Origin of the sequence: Pyrofollis japonicus, assembly GCF_033097485.1 — an archaeon.
Taxonomy (GTDB): domain Archaea; phylum Thermoproteota; class Thermoprotei_A; order Sulfolobales; family Pyrodictiaceae; genus Pyrofollis; species Pyrofollis japonicus.
This window is the reverse complement of record NZ_AP028634.1, coordinates 1,231,200-1,247,518: the sequence shown is the minus strand read 5'-3', so window position 1 is coordinate 1,247,518 and position 16,319 is coordinate 1,231,200. Positions and strand designations below refer to the sequence as shown.

General features: G+C 51.5%; 23 protein-coding genes. 11 read left to right on the top strand and 12 right to left on the bottom strand.

Annotated elements, in window-relative coordinates; all coding sequences use genetic code 11:
• Positions 1-7: 7 nt before the first annotated feature.
• Positions 8-202 carry an antitoxin family protein gene (locus SBG41_RS06425; RefSeq protein WP_317894733.1) on the bottom strand — a complete coding sequence of 65 codons (195 nt, stop codon included), beginning with the start codon at positions 200-202 and terminating at the stop codon, positions 8-10.
• 217 nt (positions 203-419) lie between these two features.
• On the opposite strand from SBG41_RS06425, the gene SBG41_RS06420 reads away from it, so the two are divergent.
• Positions 420-995 (top strand): hypothetical protein, encoded by a 576-nt coding sequence (locus SBG41_RS06420; protein ID WP_317894732.1) that lies wholly within the window; start codon positions 420-422, stop codon positions 993-995.
• Between the two features lie 29 nt (positions 996-1,024).
• Positions 1,025-1,270, top strand: a complete 246-nt coding sequence (locus SBG41_RS06415; RefSeq protein ID WP_317894731.1) for a winged helix-turn-helix domain-containing protein — start codon at positions 1,025-1,027, stop codon at positions 1,268-1,270.
• Positions 1,271-1,545: 275 nt separating this feature from the next.
• On the opposite strand, the gene SBG41_RS06410 is transcribed toward SBG41_RS06415, so the two are convergent.
• Together SBG41_RS06410 and SBG41_RS06405 are read right to left on the bottom strand one after the other, a co-directional pair.
• Complete coding sequence (locus tag SBG41_RS06410) at positions 1,546-1,935, bottom strand: hypothetical protein (RefSeq protein WP_317894730.1); 390 nt, start codon at positions 1,933-1,935, stop codon at positions 1,546-1,548.
• Between the two features lie 42 nt (positions 1,936-1,977).
• Complete coding sequence (locus tag SBG41_RS06405) at positions 1,978-2,340, bottom strand: class I SAM-dependent methyltransferase (protein ID WP_317894729.1); 363 nt, start codon at positions 2,338-2,340, stop codon at positions 1,978-1,980.
• Positions 2,341-2,741: 401 nt separating this feature from the next.
• Between SBG41_RS06405 and SBG41_RS06400 the strand changes: the two genes are divergently transcribed.
• Positions 2,742-3,059 (top strand): class I SAM-dependent methyltransferase, encoded by a 318-nt coding sequence (locus SBG41_RS06400; protein WP_317894728.1) that lies wholly within the window; start codon positions 2,742-2,744, stop codon positions 3,057-3,059.
• A 231-nt stretch (positions 3,060-3,290) separates the two neighbouring features.
• Here the strand turns inward: SBG41_RS06400 and SBG41_RS10500 are convergent, their stop codons facing one another.
• From SBG41_RS10500 to SBG41_RS06390, 3 genes are read right to left on the bottom strand one after another with little or no spacing between them, the layout of a single operon-like run.
• Positions 3,291-3,446, bottom strand: coding sequence for a toxin-antitoxin system TumE family protein (locus SBG41_RS10500; protein WP_397470751.1), 156 nt, complete (start codon positions 3,444-3,446; stop codon positions 3,291-3,293).
• The gene (locus SBG41_RS06395) at positions 3,386-3,673 is read right to left on the bottom strand and encodes a hypothetical protein (protein WP_317894727.1); all 288 of its coding nucleotides are present in this window, start codon (positions 3,671-3,673) and stop codon (positions 3,386-3,388) included. Before SBG41_RS06395 ends, SBG41_RS10500 begins: the two co-directional genes overlap by 61 nt.
• Positions 3,670-3,939 (bottom strand): hypothetical protein, encoded by a 270-nt coding sequence (locus SBG41_RS06390; RefSeq protein WP_317894726.1) that lies wholly within the window; start codon positions 3,937-3,939, stop codon positions 3,670-3,672. Before SBG41_RS06390 ends, SBG41_RS06395 begins: the two co-directional genes overlap by 4 nt.
• A 280-nt stretch (positions 3,940-4,219) precedes the next feature.
• Here SBG41_RS06390 and SBG41_RS06385 point away from each other — a divergent pair, with 280 nt between their 5' ends.
• The 3 genes from SBG41_RS06385 to SBG41_RS06375 all read left to right on the top strand — a co-directional run bounded on the left by SBG41_RS06385 (position 4,220) and on the right by SBG41_RS06375 (position 7,029).
• A complete protein-coding gene (locus tag SBG41_RS06385; protein WP_317894725.1) occupies positions 4,220-5,044 on the top strand; it encodes an aldo/keto reductase in 825 nt (274 codons plus the stop codon).
• A gap of 142 nt (positions 5,045-5,186) precedes the next feature.
• Positions 5,187-6,107 carry an ABC transporter ATP-binding protein gene (locus tag SBG41_RS06380; RefSeq protein ID WP_317894724.1) on the top strand — a complete coding sequence of 307 codons (921 nt, stop codon included), beginning with the start codon at positions 5,187-5,189 and terminating at the stop codon, positions 6,105-6,107.
• Positions 6,100-7,029, top strand: coding sequence for an ABC transporter permease (locus tag SBG41_RS06375; protein ID WP_317894723.1), 930 nt, complete (start codon positions 6,100-6,102; stop codon positions 7,027-7,029). The genes SBG41_RS06380 and SBG41_RS06375 overlap by 8 nt, the downstream gene beginning before the upstream one ends.
• Positions 7,030-7,085: 56 nt before the next feature.
• Here SBG41_RS06375 and SBG41_RS06370 read toward each other — a convergent pair whose 3' ends face one another.
• On the bottom strand, positions 7,086-7,508 hold the full coding sequence (locus SBG41_RS06370; RefSeq protein ID WP_317894722.1) for a hypothetical protein: 423 nt from the start codon (positions 7,506-7,508) through the stop codon (positions 7,086-7,088).
• 154 nt (positions 7,509-7,662) lie between these two features.
• On the opposite strand from SBG41_RS06370, the gene SBG41_RS06365 reads away from it, so the two are divergent.
• Positions 7,663-8,802 (top strand): glycosyltransferase, encoded by a 1,140-nt coding sequence (locus SBG41_RS06365; protein WP_317894721.1) that lies wholly within the window; start codon positions 7,663-7,665, stop codon positions 8,800-8,802.
• Positions 8,803-8,940: 138 nt separating this feature from the next.
• Positions 8,941-10,092 (top strand): radical SAM protein, encoded by a 1,152-nt coding sequence (locus tag SBG41_RS06360; RefSeq protein ID WP_317894720.1) that lies wholly within the window; start codon positions 8,941-8,943, stop codon positions 10,090-10,092.
• Positions 10,093-10,457: 365 nt separating this feature from the next.
• Here SBG41_RS06360 and SBG41_RS06355 read toward each other — a convergent pair whose 3' ends face one another.
• From SBG41_RS06355 to SBG41_RS06345, 3 genes are all read right to left on the bottom strand, one after another.
• On the bottom strand, positions 10,458-10,802 hold the full coding sequence (locus SBG41_RS06355) for a nucleotidyltransferase domain-containing protein (RefSeq protein WP_317894719.1): 345 nt from the start codon (positions 10,800-10,802) through the stop codon (positions 10,458-10,460).
• Positions 10,771-11,181, bottom strand: coding sequence for a HEPN domain-containing protein (locus SBG41_RS06350; RefSeq protein WP_317894718.1), 411 nt, complete (start codon positions 11,179-11,181; stop codon positions 10,771-10,773). The genes SBG41_RS06355 and SBG41_RS06350 overlap by 32 nt, the downstream gene beginning before the upstream one ends.
• Positions 11,182-11,631: 450 nt before the next feature.
• A complete protein-coding gene (locus SBG41_RS06345) occupies positions 11,632-11,949 on the bottom strand; it encodes a DNA glycosylase family protein (RefSeq protein ID WP_317896505.1) in 318 nt (105 codons plus the stop codon).
• A 235-nt stretch (positions 11,950-12,184) separates the two neighbouring features.
• Between SBG41_RS06345 and SBG41_RS06340 the strand changes: the two genes are divergently transcribed.
• A complete protein-coding gene (locus tag SBG41_RS06340) occupies positions 12,185-14,371 on the top strand; it encodes an FtsX-like permease family protein (RefSeq protein ID WP_317894717.1) in 2,187 nt (728 codons plus the stop codon).
• Between the two features lie 99 nt (positions 14,372-14,470).
• On the top strand, positions 14,471-15,142 hold the full coding sequence (locus tag SBG41_RS06335; protein ID WP_317894716.1) for an ABC transporter ATP-binding protein: 672 nt from the start codon (positions 14,471-14,473) through the stop codon (positions 15,140-15,142).
• A gap of 141 nt (positions 15,143-15,283) precedes the next feature.
• Here SBG41_RS06335 and SBG41_RS06330 read toward each other — a convergent pair whose 3' ends face one another.
• Both SBG41_RS06330 and SBG41_RS06325 read right to left on the bottom strand, forming a co-directional pair.
• Positions 15,284-15,622 carry a hypothetical protein gene (locus SBG41_RS06330; protein ID WP_317894715.1) on the bottom strand — a complete coding sequence of 113 codons (339 nt, stop codon included), beginning with the start codon at positions 15,620-15,622 and terminating at the stop codon, positions 15,284-15,286.
• A complete protein-coding gene (locus SBG41_RS06325) occupies positions 15,609-15,755 on the bottom strand; it encodes a hypothetical protein (RefSeq protein ID WP_317894714.1) in 147 nt (48 codons plus the stop codon). The genes SBG41_RS06330 and SBG41_RS06325 overlap by 14 nt, the downstream gene beginning before the upstream one ends.
• A 32-nt stretch (positions 15,756-15,787) precedes the next feature.
• Between SBG41_RS06325 and SBG41_RS06320 the strand changes: the two genes are divergently transcribed.
• The gene (locus SBG41_RS06320; RefSeq protein WP_317894713.1) at positions 15,788-16,255 is read left to right on the top strand and encodes an EamA family transporter; all 468 of its coding nucleotides are present in this window, start codon (positions 15,788-15,790) and stop codon (positions 16,253-16,255) included.
• Positions 16,256-16,319: the final 64 nt, after the last annotated feature.

Below are 16,319 nucleotides of genomic sequence, written 5' to 3'. Positions count from 1 at the left end.
GTGTCAATTATCTCCTCTCCTCTATAAACTCTTTAACAATATCTCGACCAACCTTGAATCGATACTTGCCAGCCTCTTTGCTAAAACCCTTGAAAGTCTTACGGACAACTATTACTTCTAGCTCTTCTCCCTCTCTGAGCTCAACCTCTCCAATCGGTTTCAGTACTCCTTTCTCATACTTGACCTTGATAGCTTTAGACATGCTAGCCACCGCTAACAGTAGGACAGAATAGAGTCCCTAAGCTGTTACTATTCTTCCTCGAATCTCTTGCATTACATTTATAGATATCAAAATGTTCTATTTAGCTATATGCCGACTTTAGCCAAATCAATGTTTTACTTTATAAGCTTTTTGAACCTGGAGTACACAATAGCCTTAGACAAGTATAGTACCTACGCAGGTATTAGTGGTGACTGTAGTGGTTGTTAACGAAGCAGCAATAGGTAAAAGGGTTGTCCGCGAGATACTTGCCTGGTTTACTATATCGTCGATCTCGCTTGCTTTATCAGGTTCAATAGCAAGCTATTTTGCTGGGAAAGCTTTAGAGAGCACTTGTATCTTGGAGACTTTGTTTAACGTATTCTCAGCCCTCTTCGGCGCTATATGGTTCTTGATATCGGCTATTCTAACCTATAGCATCTGGCGTCTTCTAAGAAAGTACATGCTCCTACCATCCCCCTATGAAAGATTACGCGAACTAGATGAAGAGAAGACAGCCCAGCTCATAAAAGACGTGGTCTCTCTCTACCGGGGTTATCGTCTACACCTGGCAGTTGTGGGTGCGTTACTAACGATAACTGGCGCCATAGGCACAATACTCGCTATAAGAGAATATATTGCTGAGAAGACGTACGAAAGCTTGATTAAATTCGCCGCAGCCACCGTATACCTCTTCTACGGCCTTCTAGAACTATATCTTGAGAAGAGAACCATTTGCAGAAGGCTGGCGAAGGCTCAGCAGCTAGAGGACTTGCTCTCTGAGCTCATAAAGTAGCTTTATCTAAAACGCTGAGCGTGATAGGGATGAGGCCGAGGCGAAACATCTACGAAATCATCTGGGACATTCTAACATATTGCAGAAGGCCTAGAAGGATCTCACAGATAATGCTAGCATGTAACCTAAACACAAAGACGGCTGAAAAGTATCTTGAGCTGCTGACGAGGAAGGGGTTCCTCGCTAAGCAAGGGGATATGTACGTGACGACTGACAAGGGACGAGAATATATAAGACTGTTTAACGAGCTATATAAGAAGATCTTTGAGGACTAGGAGGAGAACAAAATTCCAGACAATGAATGCTAAGGCATAGTTGTCACGAATATTTCATTGCTTGTAATACTAGGGGTTACGAGTTGCGAGCAACTAATGCTATCCTCTAAGACATTTGTTAGCTACGCTACCAGAGCCCCGGAGCTTAAAAGTTCTTTTCGTAATTACATAGCCTCATCTAGCCATACAAAAAGATTTTAAAGAGGCTAAAAGCTACAATAACTAGTTCAACCGTTGCAGACATCTAATCGCTTTTCACGAGCCTTGCAAGACAATTATTTCGGGTTCCTAAAGACTGCGTTAATTGGGCTTCCCTCCGGGTGCGGCGGCTCCAGTGTCTCTAGGCTGTGGTACGCTGCCTCAAAGACCCATCCCGTGTTTTCAGCCATCTCTACTAGCTCTGTGAGCGTATAGACTCTTAGCGTGAATGAGAACTCGTCTACGTATATCAAGTTCTTGCCGGATTTCTTGTAGAAGACCCATCTATTCTTGACTATGGAGCGAACGGGGTCGAATTCCGGGTTCTCGGCTAGAACGAAGTCATCGAGATCACTCATGAAGGGCTTAGGGCAGCTAGCAGTGCGCTGGACTAGGTCTCTGCTCGCAGTATTGGCTACTACTAGTAGGCCGCCTGGCTTTACAACTCTCCTGGTTCTTCTCAGCAATTCTAGATCGTCCTCGCGGCTACCATAGCCTAGGAGGGTAGTCTACGTTATATATGCGGCGTCAAAACTATGCCCGGCTAAAACCCCGTCCACCCTATAGGCGTCACCAACGACTAGGGCCAGGTTCTTCACATCCTCTTGCTGAGCCCTCTCCTTGGCCCTAGCTATAAAGGGCTCGGAGAGATCGAGGCATGTTACCTTGTAGCCTAGCTGCGCAAGCGGTATCGCCACCCTGCCGATGCCGCAGCCAAGCTCAAGTACCCTAGAGCCTCTGGAGACGCCGTGCTTCTCCAGGACTCTTGCAATACCCTCGGCCTCCTTCCTCCCTCTATCCCACTTGTGCTCCATGACTATGATGAACAGCTCTGCCTTATCAATGAAAACCTCTCGAATCCACTCACTCATAGAGCGATTCCTCCGCCTATCCGCCATAATAGTGTAAATAAGCACAATGATGCTCCAAAACTGTAACTACACCCAGGCCCGTGTTGGCACCGGCCTAGTCTTGAATCTTATCTAAGCTGGGCTCGTCTAGTCGAGAGGCTCATTAGTGAATTATATGAAGGAGCATCTCTGTATAGACTTTTGTTCCACACATGGCTTATAGAAAGGTTGTCATCAAGATTCATAAGACCGGTTTCATGCTGGGTTCCTGGCTCTCGGTACTTAAGGGAGATCTTGCATCAAGTCTTATCCTGGATTAAGCCCATATATTTATCGGACTAGAGATTTGTGTGAGTATTCCTCTCTATATGCGGCTAGCTAGGTACTATGACGTAATCTATAGGGATTACCTAGTGTATAGCGTGTCCAAGCTTGTTGATGCTACCGAAAAGGTGTTTAAGAAGTACGCGGGTCGCAGGGTCCTCAATGCGCTTGATGTTGCATGCAGGACTAGGGGCTCGACGATAGAGCCTGCTAGGAGAGGGTATAATGTAATAGGGGTTGATGTTCATAGAGAAATAGTAAGTATAGCTAAGGAGAAGGCGGGAGAACCGGGTATTAAGGTGAGGTTTGTAGTCGCTGATGCCAGAGGGAACTCAGCAGAATCTTTCTCGCAGACTCTTTTGATACTATTATGGAGATTGGAGAGAAGTAGTAGACTGGATTCATGGAGAGATTAGGTTTAAACGACTAGTAACGATAATTAAGAGCAACGGGGAATAAGATCTTATCCTATAGCCGATGCGCTAAGGCTCTACACTCCGACAGGGCTAGAGCCGATAGCACGGCAAGAAGGCTTCAAAGGAACAGCGAGTTTGTGCTACAATCAGAGCAGACCACTAGAGTCTGGTGGACGAGGAAAAATGAGAGAGTCATATTCTAAGTATTTGTTCTAAGTATTTGAAAGTCGGTCAAGCATTGTGGTTACCTATTTCTTGGAGGAGGCTCCTTGCTCTCTTTAAGAAGTCCTCTAGTGATGGGTTTGGGGGAGGATATACTTCTCCATCTATATGTCTATGGTGGGGATGGGTAGGTATTTCGGGATGATGCGGCCTGTTATCCCACACTCCTCATAGCCCTTGATTTGCAGATAATAGCCATAGGCTACAGCGTTGCCGCTCTCCAAGTACTCGCGTATAACCACAAGGCCTCCTATTTGGGGGAGGCTTATCCTTATATTCAAGTACTCGGAACGCCCCTCGGCGCTCATGTAATGCTCTACAACCTTGATAATGGGGTGAAACTCTTCTAGGAGCTTATTGACCAGGTCTAGTACACGATATAGTCTCGTCAATTCTCTCTGCCTTCTAGCATAGCTAGCACACGCTTCTTATGCTCCACGAGTTCTTCGAGCCTTTTCTTCAAGTAAAGGTACTCTGGCCAAAGCATGTCCGCCTCAGGGCTATCAATGTCCTTCTCGCTGAATAGTTTATCTAGTTCTCTCCAGCTCTTTGCACCTAGTCTGGTAGCTATGCGTTGAAGCCTAGCCTCAACAAGAGCAATCTCTTGGTTGATTCTCCTTAGCATCATCTCTAAGCTCTCGCGGATCAGAGGCTCCAAGCAGTACACCCAATAGCACAAATAGGTTGAACAGCTACCTAAAATACTACACAGCACTTTAGTCAATACAAATTCTTTATGTCCTTATTAATTTCATGCCTTCTAAACGCTATCTAGAACGTGGTTCTCAAAGCTAGCAGTTTATCAATACTATACCTTTTTGCCTCCGAGACAAGTCTTTGCTTTAAGGTCTGAAATAGGGTATTCTGCTTTTAGGTGTCCGGGCTAGTTGTTTTCTAGCCCCCTATGGCTTTCTCTAAGTGGTTAGGGGTGGTTCTTGGTGCCTAGGTTCCCCGTTGACACGAGTGATTGGAAAGTCATTGGCTCGGATAGGGTTTCGGCTATTGGTCTTGGTACTTGGGCTATTCGTAGCCCTCAGAGGGCGATTGAGACTCTTGTTGAGGCTATTGAGTCTGGGCTTGTCAACCTTATAGATACGGCTGAGATGTATGGCGAGGGTGCTGCGGAGAGGATTGTTGGCGAGGTTGTTAGGCGTGTTGGCAGGGACCGCGTGTTCATTACCACGAAGATGCTGCCGAGCAGGCTGAGCAGTGAGGAGAGGATCGAGGCGGCTGCTAGGGCGAGCCTGGAGAGGCTGGGCGTGAGGGAGGTGGATCTCTTCCTCATACACTGGCCAGCGCCGGGAATGCCTATCGCGGAGCAGGTGAGGCGCTTCGAGAAAATAGTCTATGGGAAGGGCTATGCCCGCTACATAGGTGTCAGCAACTTCGACGCCCGCGAGCTATTGGAGGCGGTACACGCTACATCTATGACGGAGATAGTGGTGGACCAGGTGCACTACAGTGTGCTTCACCGCGCCGAGGCCGAGGAGATACTTGAGACTATTCTACGTGAGAACCTCAACATAACCATCCAGGCCTATACCCCGCTTGAGCGGGGCGCGGTGGCTAGGAACAAGGTTGTGAGGGAGATAGCTGAGAAGTACGGCAAGACCCCGGTGCAGGTGGCGCTCAACTTCCTAATAGCTAGGCCCAGGGTGGTCGCTATCCCGAAGACTGAGCAGAAGCAACACCTTCGCGAAATACTCGGGGCACTGGGGTGGCGGCTCAGCCCAGAGGACATTGAGCGGCTTGAACAACTCTAAGCTGCCCCTTCTTCGCTGCGCCTCGTTTTCCGCCCGACTAGACCCCCGCACTCGATAGATATTTAGTAGTCCGTCACATTTATATAATGTAGCGTAGAGTGTCCCCCGCGCCCAGTCTAACCCTTCTCGGAGGCAGGATACAGTGGCACTCATAGTAAGGGATCTCGTCAAGAACTATGGACGGGTAAGGGCCCTTAACGGCGTCTCGCTGAGCCTCGACAGAGGCACGGTTATGGGGCTTGTCGGCCCAAACGGGGCTGGCAAGACAACGCTCATAAAGTCCGTGCTCGGCCTCGTCAAGCCGAATAGCGGCGAAATATTGGTCGACGATGTGCCTGCGTGGATCCCTGAGGCGAAGAGGCTCCTAGCCTATAGCCCCGAAGCCCCAGAAGCCCCTCCATGGGAGACCGGCTGCGGGCTACTCGAGTCACTGGCTATGCTCGAGGGTGTCCCGAGGAGCGAGGCGCGCCGCCTGGCTAGGGAGGCGTTGGAGAGGCTCGGGTTGCTGGAGTACTGTGATCGGAAGATAGCCGGTATGAGCAAGGGTATGAGGAAGCGCCTACTCATAGCCCAGGCCCTCATCCCCCGGGGCAAACAATACTATTTGCTGGATGAGCCCTTTAGCGGCCTGGACCCGGAATGGGTTGCCGAGGTCCGGAAGATTATCCTAGAGCTCCGGGACAGTGGTGCGGGAGTACTTGTCTCAAGCCATATACTGAAGGAGCTTGAGGACATCGCAGACCGGGTGGCAATAATACACTTTGGCAGAGTATTGTTTGAGGGCTCGCTTGGAGAATTGTTCGAGAAGGCTGTGAAGCGCCCATACATTGTTGTAAGGGTTAGGGATGTTGAGGAGGCGGCTCAGCTACTGCGCAGCATGGGCTATAGCTTCACCAGGGTCGCGGCCGGCTCGCTGAGAATACAGCTGCACAGCATAGATGAGGCCGACAAGGTTCTGGAGGCGCTTAGGCGCGGCGGCGTGAAGGTGCTTAGCTACGAGGTCCGGGAGACGAGCCTAGAGGACGCCTACTTGGCCCTCCTAGGAGGTGAGGAGAATGCCTAGGCTCAGCGTAGTGACTGGGATAGCATTAGTAGAGGCGAGGAGATTCCTGGCCAAGAAGTCTACTTTGTTCGTGCTGGCGCTCTTCGTGCTCCCCGTGCTCGTAGCGGCAGCACTGAAGCACTACGTCAGTGTGCCGCATAGTCCGCGCTTCTGGGTCCTTCTCGCGGGGATAGACGTTAGCCCGGAGCTACAGGGAGTAACTGGCTCATCTCTAGCCGTGGGCCTGGCAGGCCTTGCAGCTTGGTGGTGGCTAGTAGTATCGCTCTACGGGGGAGACTTGTTCGCCTCCGACAGGGCCTCGGGCCTAACGAGGCTAGTGTTGAGCAGGCCGGTGACACGCCTAGAATACGTGCTGGGGAAGCTCCTAGCGTTGCTCGCCTTCCTCGCCCTGGCCGGGATAATAGGGCTCTACAGCATCTATGCTGCATCATGGATCCTCGCGGGAAGGCAGGCCGAGCCACTCTGGCCCCTGGTAACCGGCCTACTACTAGCAGTGGGCTCGGTACCCCTAGCCGCGCTGTCGGCGCTAATGGGGTTTAGGAGTAGTAAGCCACTTGTAGGCATAATATCCGGTATAGGTATATACTTCGTAGCCTCAATGATAATCAGCTTCGGGTCGTTCCTCATAATCATGGCTCATGGGGGGAGCCTTGAGGAAACCGCGCTGCGCCTAGCGACACTCATACCACTCGACGCGGGTAAGTCCCTTGCAGAAATCGTGTACAGTTACCACGCGCACGGCCCGGTAGTGCACCTGGTCCAAACAGGGCATGAAGAGGTGCGCATCGCTGGCAGAACCATAGCTCTGAGCACGACGGTGAACCTTGGCTCCCTGATACCCTTACTGCTTGTCTCCCTTCCAGCATGGATAATAGCCACAGTAATCCTGCTATACAAGATCGTTGACAGAGCAGACCTCTAGCAGAACAAGGGGGTATCGCTTTCCCCGCCAAGACTCGTTTCGGAAAAGAAAGAGGCCTAGGCCTCTACGGCCTTTTCCCCCGCCTCGCCAGCTCCTTCGCTGAACCACTCCTCTAGCTCCCTTTCCTCAGCCTCGATTCGTTCAAGCTCCTCCAGTGGAGGAACCTTCTTTATCTTGAATACTCCGATCCTGTAATCGAAGAACTCCTCGGGCTTCTCAGGCTCAATGATTGTTACTAGCTCGGCCTCGCCTCCAAGATCCTCGATCACGTAGCGGAAGTCGTCAACCCAGTCGTTTATGCCACATGTCTCGCAGAAGCTCCCCTCAAAGGCAACGATCACCGTGTCCCCCATTATCTTTAGGAGCTTTGCTTCGCTCTCTGCGCCACGGTAGCGATTATACCTCTTAATAGCGAGGTCGACTAGCTTCTCAATGGCTTTGACGTCCTCTCTCCTCCTAGGCGCAGCCAGTACTGACAAGACGCGTGCACCCCAAGTTGATTCTACGAAACAGAATCTTTTACGCCTGCTTAAAAAGAGCTTGGTCAACGGAGACCTAGTCGGGTTAAGCGCACAACGGCAACATTATTGACGCCTCCACCTTAGCACGTTTTACAGCACAGGTAGGAGCAGCGTGGCATGGCTATCCACAGTAGCTGAAGCCGTTGCAGCATTAATTGCTGCTGGCCTTGCTCTGCTATGGCTATATGCTCTAAGAAGCATCGTCCTAAGCGTGAGGGCTGCGAAAAAAGCACGGCAAGCACTAGCCGCTAGGCCCCGGAGCAGTGCAAGGGTCTCAGTGGTCATAGCTGCCCGCAACGAGGCCGAGAACCTAGCCAAGCTGCTCCCAGGCATAGCGGGTGTCTTCGACGAAGTCGTAGTTGTTGACGATGCGAGCACAGACACTACTCCGAGCATACTGGCCAGGCTCGCCGAGGAGGTGAAGGAGCTACGCTATATCCGTGTAGAGGAGGTGCCGCGGGGCTGGGCACCAAAGAGCTACGCCCTCTACACCGGGGCAGGGCTAGCCACCGGCGACATACTGTTCTTCCTAGACGCAGACACCCCCATCCATGGCGCCGCCGAGCTCCGCCGCCTCGTGGAGAAGACCCGCAACGGCGAAATAGTAGGGTTCGTGCCCCGCTTCCTCTGCAAGACGAAGCGCTGCGAGGCAATAGAAGCAGCCGTGACTGCCGCCGCCTATGGATTCTACGGCCTACACAGAGTAATGGACCGCAGAGACAAGCTTGCATGGATGTATGGCTGCTGCTGGGCCATTAGGAGAGAGACCTACTGGAGCCTAGGAGGCCACAAAGCCGTAGCAGAGAGTATCGTGGAGGATAGGGATTTTGCGACGCATGCTAAGAGGCACGGAGTACCCGTTATCCTGCCAGATGCGCGCGACCTGGTAGGAGTCTGGACATACGACGACGTAGACAGCTTTGCGTGGCTCATCGCAAGGCTATACATAGATCCTCTCCGCAGCCGAAGAGGCCTAGGCAAGGCCCTAGCAGCGGCTGCTGCGCCAACTGCGACCTACGGCCCACTCTTCACAGCCCTCATTGCAGCGTTGACGGGCAGCATCCTCGCCAAGGCAGCGTTCTTGGCGCCGCTAGCGCTACAGCTGGCAGCCTACGCCGCGGGAGCAGTAATCGAGGGCCATACCCCCTTGCACGCGCTCACCGGCATAGTCTACGGCCAGCTCGTCTACCCACTAGGCCTCGTGAGGGCCTTGAGGGGAGAAGTCTACTGGAAGGCTAGGAGACTACAGTGACGTCTAGCGATCGGAACCAGGGGCTACAAAGGCAGTCAATGCGGGCACGAGAGGTTATAGGGGCACTGTCCAAGCATATTACTTCTATGGAGGCCTCCTAGCACTATTCTTGACAGAGTCCCCGGGGAATGCTGCTCCTTGGCTCGATGCACTCTCTGCGGCCGTGAGGGCCTCGTGTCTGAGGCTATAGGTGTCTGTGCTGACTGCCTCCGGCGTAGACCAGAGGAGGCTCTACGTGTTGTCCGTGAGCGTCGCCGCCGCTTCCGCCAAGCACTTGGGCTCCCCGAGGAGCCTCCGAGAGGCCCCGGCGCCCCGTGTAAGATCTGTGTAAACGAGTGCATCATACCAGAGGGCGGCCGTGGCTACTGCGGAGTATGGGTCAACCGTAGTGGAAGACTAGAGCCGCTCCCAGGCCACGGGAAGCTCCTCGCATATACGTACCTAGACCCGCATCCAACTAACTGTACGGCTGGCTACGTCTGCCCAGCCAACACGTCACGAGGCTACCCAAAGTACACGTTTACACCAGGAGTAGAGAAGGGGTACTACAACCTCGCAGTCTTCCTCCTAGGCTGTCCCCTCGACTGCCACTTCTGCCAGAACCCGGAGCACAAGCTCCACCTAGCCGGGGATACCTGGAAGAGCTACGTGAAGACCGTGGAGCAGCTAGTAGAGGAAGCGATGAATCCCCGAGTAACATGTATCTGCTACTTCGGCGGAGACCCTACCCCGCACCTACCAGTACTCATAGCCGCCTCCAGAAGGATCTTGGAAGAAGCCAAGAAGAGAAGACAATGGCCTAAGAGGATATGCTGGGAGACCGATGGCCTAGCCTCGCCCCCGCTGCTACGGGAAGCCGCGAAGCTCAGCCTCGTGAGCGGCGGCATAGTGAAGATAGACTGGAAGGCATGGACACCCGCAATATACGAGGCCCTAACCGGCGCCAATGGCGAGAAGGCTCTCCGAAGACTCAGGGAGAACACGGCAATGCTCGCCAAGATGGCCTCTGAGAGGCCGGAGCCCCCGCTCCTCGTGATAAGCGTGCTCCTCGTCCCGGGCTACGTGGACGCGGAGGAGGTGCGAGGAATCGCAAGCTACGTAGCCAAGCTCATGGAGGAACACGGGGTAAACATACCAATGGTGCTTCTCGCCTTCCACCCAGACTTCAGGATGAGAGACCTCCCGCCAACTAGCAGGAGGCACGCTCTAGAAGCCTACAGGGCTGCGAGGGAAGCCGGAGTAAAAGAAGTCTTCATCGGCAACGTATGGCTCCTAGGAGACTATTATTAACCCGGTTTCCCATAACTAAAATTTTTCATTAGGCACTAAAATAATCTAGAGGGAAACGTGGAGATCTAGGCAAGGACCATTATTATCGCAATGCTAGCTATGCTTAGATGTACCGGGATATACGGGGATCGACTATAATTCTCTATGATTGCTGGGATAGTTTAATACGAGCCGAACCACGTCCATTACTGCTATCTTGGTTAGTGCTCAGAGACGTGCGAAATACCTTGGCAGGGTGACTGCGGTTTTTCGAAGAGTCTAGATATGCCAGTATCCTGTCCTGCTCCTTACTTTTCTAGGGCTCTAGGGAAATGATGGCACCAATAGAGTATTGGATAAGGTTAACGAGCTTTTGCCCCCCTTCGTTAACGTATCCTTATGGCTCCTCTTAGCCACCATTTAACGGGAGGCTTCTCGGCAGCCTCTAGCGGCACTACGTGCAGATCCAGTATCGCGGAATCCTCACCAATAAGGTCCCAGAGCCGTGCAGTGACTTCCTCATATAGCTTCTTCGGGTCGATCCGTGTAAGAATCAAGACATCTATATCACTTGCGCCCGTGTAGCGGCCCTCAACGATGCTGCCGAATACATATACGCGTGAATAAGGATCAATGACTGCCGCAATCTCTGCTACAAGAGATACCATTCTGCGCCAGTCACGGAGGAGCTGGAACTGCCTAGAAACCCAGCTCCCATATCTCTTTGGCAAGTCTTATCACCTCTCTACTAGCCTCAAGAGCTATTTCGGCCTCCTCTCTATCAGCGCTCTCCATGCCGTATTGCCCAGCTTCCCTACACCTCTCTAGCACTATGAGCTTAGCCCGATTCATCCTAACATAGTCCAGTAGCTTCTTCTTGATATCCTCTTTTTCCGTGTTTTCGACTATAAATGCTATAAGTCTACGAATACTGTGCACGCGTGGCGCGCTAAGCCCGGCCTTAACGATAGCAGCCTTTATCGCTAACTGGGCGGCTATCTCTGCTTCAACACACGCTATGTCGTATAAGCCATCATTATAGTTCCTCTCAGCCGATAAGAGGTACTCATTAGCCCTCCTCATGAGCGTCTCAGCATATTCGTGGCTCACAGCGAGAACACACCATACACTAGTAACTTGTCCCAGGAATTAATAGGACTCTTAAACGCATAATTCAAGCCCCCGACTAAGCCCCAGCCACGCGTCACGAAGCCACCGAGCCAAGAGGGATAGAGATCCAAATAAATAGGCCCATTTGTATACGAGGGGTAGGCTCTCTGGTGCAACACGTAGCCGAGCATAGTGCAAGTAAAGTACTCATACCCTATTTCAAGAATAATATCGCGTAGCTCCATACTGTCTCATGGTTTTCTGCTCCTTGTCTTGCCTGCCTCATAGTGGAAAGCGGCTATATACATGAGGAGCCCCGCATAATCGCCAAGCTCGCTTATCACTTTGTCAACCGTTTCGTGATCAAGTCCGAGTATTTTCTCAAACCCCCTCCGGACTACTAGATCGCTTCTAGGACCTATCAGGGAGAGCGGATGACTTGTACAAGTGCTAGCTCAGCAGTCCAAGGCCCCACCCCCTCAGCCTAGTCAATTCCCGTACTATACCGGGGAGGTCTTCCGTCCTTTCAACATCTCTGACACTAGGCAGTCCTCCCTCATGCTCCGCCACAGCTATGGCCTTTATGGCCTCAGTCCTCATCCTTGTAAGTCCTATACTCCTCAGCTCCCCCACTGACGCCTTGGCTATTCTTTCCAGGTCGGGGAACGAGTAGAAACTATGCCCCTCCACAATCATGTGATGACCATAGGACTTAACCAGGCGTGATTGCATGCAAAGAGCGGCTTTCAACGCTATTCTCTGCTTTATAACAGAGTCTAGAAGAGCCTCATAAAGGCTGAGGAACCGGCCAGGCCGGAGACAAGATTAGGCGAATGGCCTAGGAGAAGTCTAGGATAGTCTTAGCCGCAGCCGAGAAGGCCATTAGGCGGATAAGAGTGAAGCTAGAAGAGATGAGAAGAAATGATAAATATTGGTGCTAGAATTGTCAGAAATGCAGCGATAGAATCGAGGGCTTTTAACGAATTCTTAGGGTGCGCGGCGGATGGCTGGTATGTTGATCAAGGCGTCGTGGAGAGCTGTTTCAAGGAGAAAGCTGGAGTCGTTCGCCGTTATCATGGTCTTGTTCGTGGGGGTTGTGGGGCTTGCTTCGATAAAGCTGGCTGCCTCCTACAGCCTTAGCTTAGCTGGCAAGGCTTGGGTTTATGAGGTTGGTAGCGTTGTTGTTGAGGGGCATATTCCGTATTCTGTGCTAGATAAGGTTAGGGGTATAGAGGGTGTTGAGAGAGCAAAACTTATAATGGCCGTGGATACCATAGGCTATTTCGACTCTACGCCAATAAGTATTACGCTTGTTTATAACCCGGATGATTCTTATCCTATGAGCTACTATATTTCGAAGGGGGTACCCGGTGTCCTAGAGTATGTGACAAATAGCCAACCTATTACGAGGCCTGGAGACATAGTAGTAGTATCGGGCCTCGGTAGTATCAGAATAACCGGAATAGCCAAAGGGATAGTCTCAGTATCTGGAACAGACATTACTTTGTTCGTCAACGAGTCTTTGATCGAGAAGGCTAAGGGTAGGAAGGAGCAGATCCTATTCATAGTAGCTCCTGGTACAGATCCTAGCAAGATAGCTAGCGAGATTGAAAACCTTGTACGTAGCGAGGGGGGAAGTATTCGTACAGTTTTCGTACAAAGCGGGCGAAGCAATCCTGCCACTGCGCCTTTGAAGAGTATGGCGAACTCCCTTGAGATCTTTACTGGCATAGCACTAGTTATTGCAGGCTTCCTTATAGCTGGTAGTGAAGCGAGCCTCTTAGAGAGAAACGTGAGAGAGATAGGCGTACTCAAGGCACTGGGATTCAGTAAGGGTAGTGTTATTCTCTATTATGCTGGATACAATATGATAAGAGGAGCAATAGGAGTTGCTGCTGGGTTAACAGCATCGGTGCCGGTAGCAGAAAAGCTAGTAAGCATGGGTGCAAGAGAAGCCCAAGGATCCCAGGTAATGGAGCTTTTAATGCAGAAGTACCCCTTCACCATAGACTGGGGGACCCTAGGAGAGACTGGGCTAATAGCATTAGCGCTGATACTAGCGGCCACCGTGCTTCCTCCTATGTTAGCCTACCAAGTCCCAACAGGACAGGCGCTGAGATTCACCGGGCTTACCGGGGGAATAATCAAGCTCAAATCCTTGCATGGAGGGAAACTACTCCTAGTATACTCTCTGAGGAGAATGGCTTCTAGGCCGTGGTTTTCGGCGTTCCTGGTGCTCTTTCTCGCAGTATCCTGGGGAGCCACAGCATCCATACCTATGAGCCTTAGAGGGCTTAACATTATTAAGGAGGAGATAAAGGGCTATGGGTTTGACGGCAAGCTCCTCTTTGCCGCGTCTTCTACGAGGCTAGACGATGTCGTGGATAAGGCCTTAAGCGCTCCATCGGTGAAGAGCATAGAGGTTTGGGATTTTAGCTGGAGAAGAGCCAAGATTAATGGGAAGGAAGTATCATTAATGAGCTGCATAGTTGGTAATTGGAGCCTTGGGCCACGCCTCCTCTCGGGAAGATGGCCTCAGCATAGAGGAGAAGCAGCAATAACTGTCACCGTTTCCGAGGAGTTTGGAATAGGTATCGGAGATGTCATAACGCTAAACACTACCCGTGGCACATATGTGTTCAGGGTTACTGGCATAGTAACGGATCATTTCGATAATGGCCTCGTAGTGTTCATTGATAGAGGCGACTACCTCCAAATAGTGCATCCTACTTCTTTCCTCCTCTACTATAAGGCTGATAGGGACTCCTTGCAAGTGGGGCTCAGGATTAAGCGGGTGCTCATTGAAAACGGTATACCAGCCTCGAAGCCAAGGACTAAGGCCGATCTCCTGAGGATGCAGGATAGCAATATGCGGTTCTTATCCGTATTCCTCTCAATCATAGATGCTTCCATACTATTTGTAGGAGTGGTTGGCCTAGCCGTGCTAGTCATAGTGGATATTGCGGGCAGGCTCCGGGAAATCGGTGTACTAAGAGCCATAGGATTCACTGACGTTCAGATACTCGTCTTAGACATTATAATCTTGCTAGTGGCGTGGCTCGCCTCTATGCCCCTAGTCTACCTCGTCGGCTACGCGATTTCACACACAATGCTGAGTATTATGAGAGACGCTGTTGGATACCTCACACCTGTACCTCGGTGCTGGATGTCCCGAGAACAGCCTGGATAATAGTACCATCCATACTTGTCGTATTGCTTATTGGCCTCCTATACCTAAGGAAGCAGCCCACAGCCCAGTTACTAAGAGTGGAGTGAGGTATGAGATAGATTGAAGGCCATACGGTTCATAAATGTATGGAAAATATACCGATCCCCTGGAGGAGCTGAGTACACTGCATTACGGGGAATCACGTTTGAGATAGAGAAAGGCGATCTGGTCTCGCTGCTAGGGCCCAGCGGAAGCGGTAAAACCACGGTAATATATCTTGCAGGAGGAATAGAACTGCCAACAAAGGGGAGAGTAGAGGTTAACGGAACAGACCTAACAGGAATGAGTGAAGCCGCAAGGGCGAAATGGAGAAGGCGGAACGTCGGGATCGTTTTCCAATTCTACCACCTAGTTCCGACACTCACTGTGCTAGAGAACGTACTCTTGCCAATGGAACTCGCCAAGTGGGGGGATAGAGAAGAGAGACTTGAAAGGGCTAAAATGCTTCTCGAGCTTGTAGGAATGTGGGACAAGAGGGAGAAGTACCCGTCCCAGCTAAGCGGTGGAGAACAACAACGAGTAGCAATAGCAAGGGCTCTAGCAGCAAACCCTCCCATAATACTTGCAGACGAGCCAACAGCAAGCCTAGATACCGAGAATAAGCTCAAGATAATCAGTCTCCTCGTAGAGGCAAACAAGCTCGGAAAAACCGTGATGTACTCGACACACGACCCCAGCCTAGCCTCTAGGGCGCGAAGGATCATAAAGATAAGAGACGGAGTACTTGAATAATACCTTGAATTATGAGGCAGCCGGATCCTAATACGGAGTTAGCAAGATATTCTTTAGAACACTGCATAGCTAACGTAAGGCGGCGTGCGTTTATCCAATGGATTATCCTTCAGATAGCATGTATTGGTGTGTATAACGTGCCTAGTATTTCTTGGCAACGTATATGGCTTCTATTATTGCCGCAATCAGCACTACCCACGAGATCAGCGTGTAGAGGTTGACTGTTGTGAACCCATAGTGCTGGAGAGCGTTTAGCGCGAGGAGTATGACGCCTATGTCGGCGAGTATTCTCGCGGTCTTGTTCCTGGGCATTATTACTGCTACCTTGCCGAGGAGCATGGCTCCGCCCATGAGGAGGTAGAAGGATGCGAGCGGGATGTCGTGATCAATGTATGCTAGTGCTGTAAGCGCTAAGAACCCCAGCCCCATGATAGTATAGAGGTTTAGAAAGGCTAGTTCTCTTCGCCTATTCAGGTTCAAGAGGATCAGCCCCTTTGCGCTCCCTTCTTAGTGCTGCCCTTCTAACTGCGCCGGGTACAAGTTGTCCGTGGAGACTGTTGTAGCCGGCGCTTAAGCTATTATAGTCTTCCTCTCCGCCCTCGGCATTGGACACGGTACTGGCTTCCAGGTGGCGGTGGACGAGCCTTGGCGGAGAGCAACGTGTGGGTACTATACGCGCTGGGCACATTCCTCATGTTTGGCCTGACTAACTTCATCCTCAAATACGCATCGGTCAAGGGCATGCCCTCTGTCGAGGGTACTGCTGTACTCCTGCTCGGAGCCGGCCTTGTCGGGGTCTTGGCTGCACTGGCCCTGCTGAGCACGGGGCGCTACGACAGTGCGCGTAACCCTGTGCTGGCAGGCGTTGAGCCGAAGCTCTACGCCTTAATGGCCGTAGCGGGAGTGTTCCTAGCCCTAGGCATGTACTTTCTAAAAGTAGCAGTAGCCCACGGCAAAGCAGGGCCTGCTACAGCAATAGCCCTCTCAAACGCCCTGCTAGTAGCTAGCCTGGCTTGGCTTTTGCTCGGCGAGAAGCTTTCTACAAGCGAGCTAATAGGTATGGCCTTCTACACGGCCGCGATAATCTTCTTCAGCCTAAAGCCCCTGGGCTAACCTTTTTCAAAACCACACCTAACTACTCCCAGCATCCCGGGGGAACACTTCTCCTAGACAATAG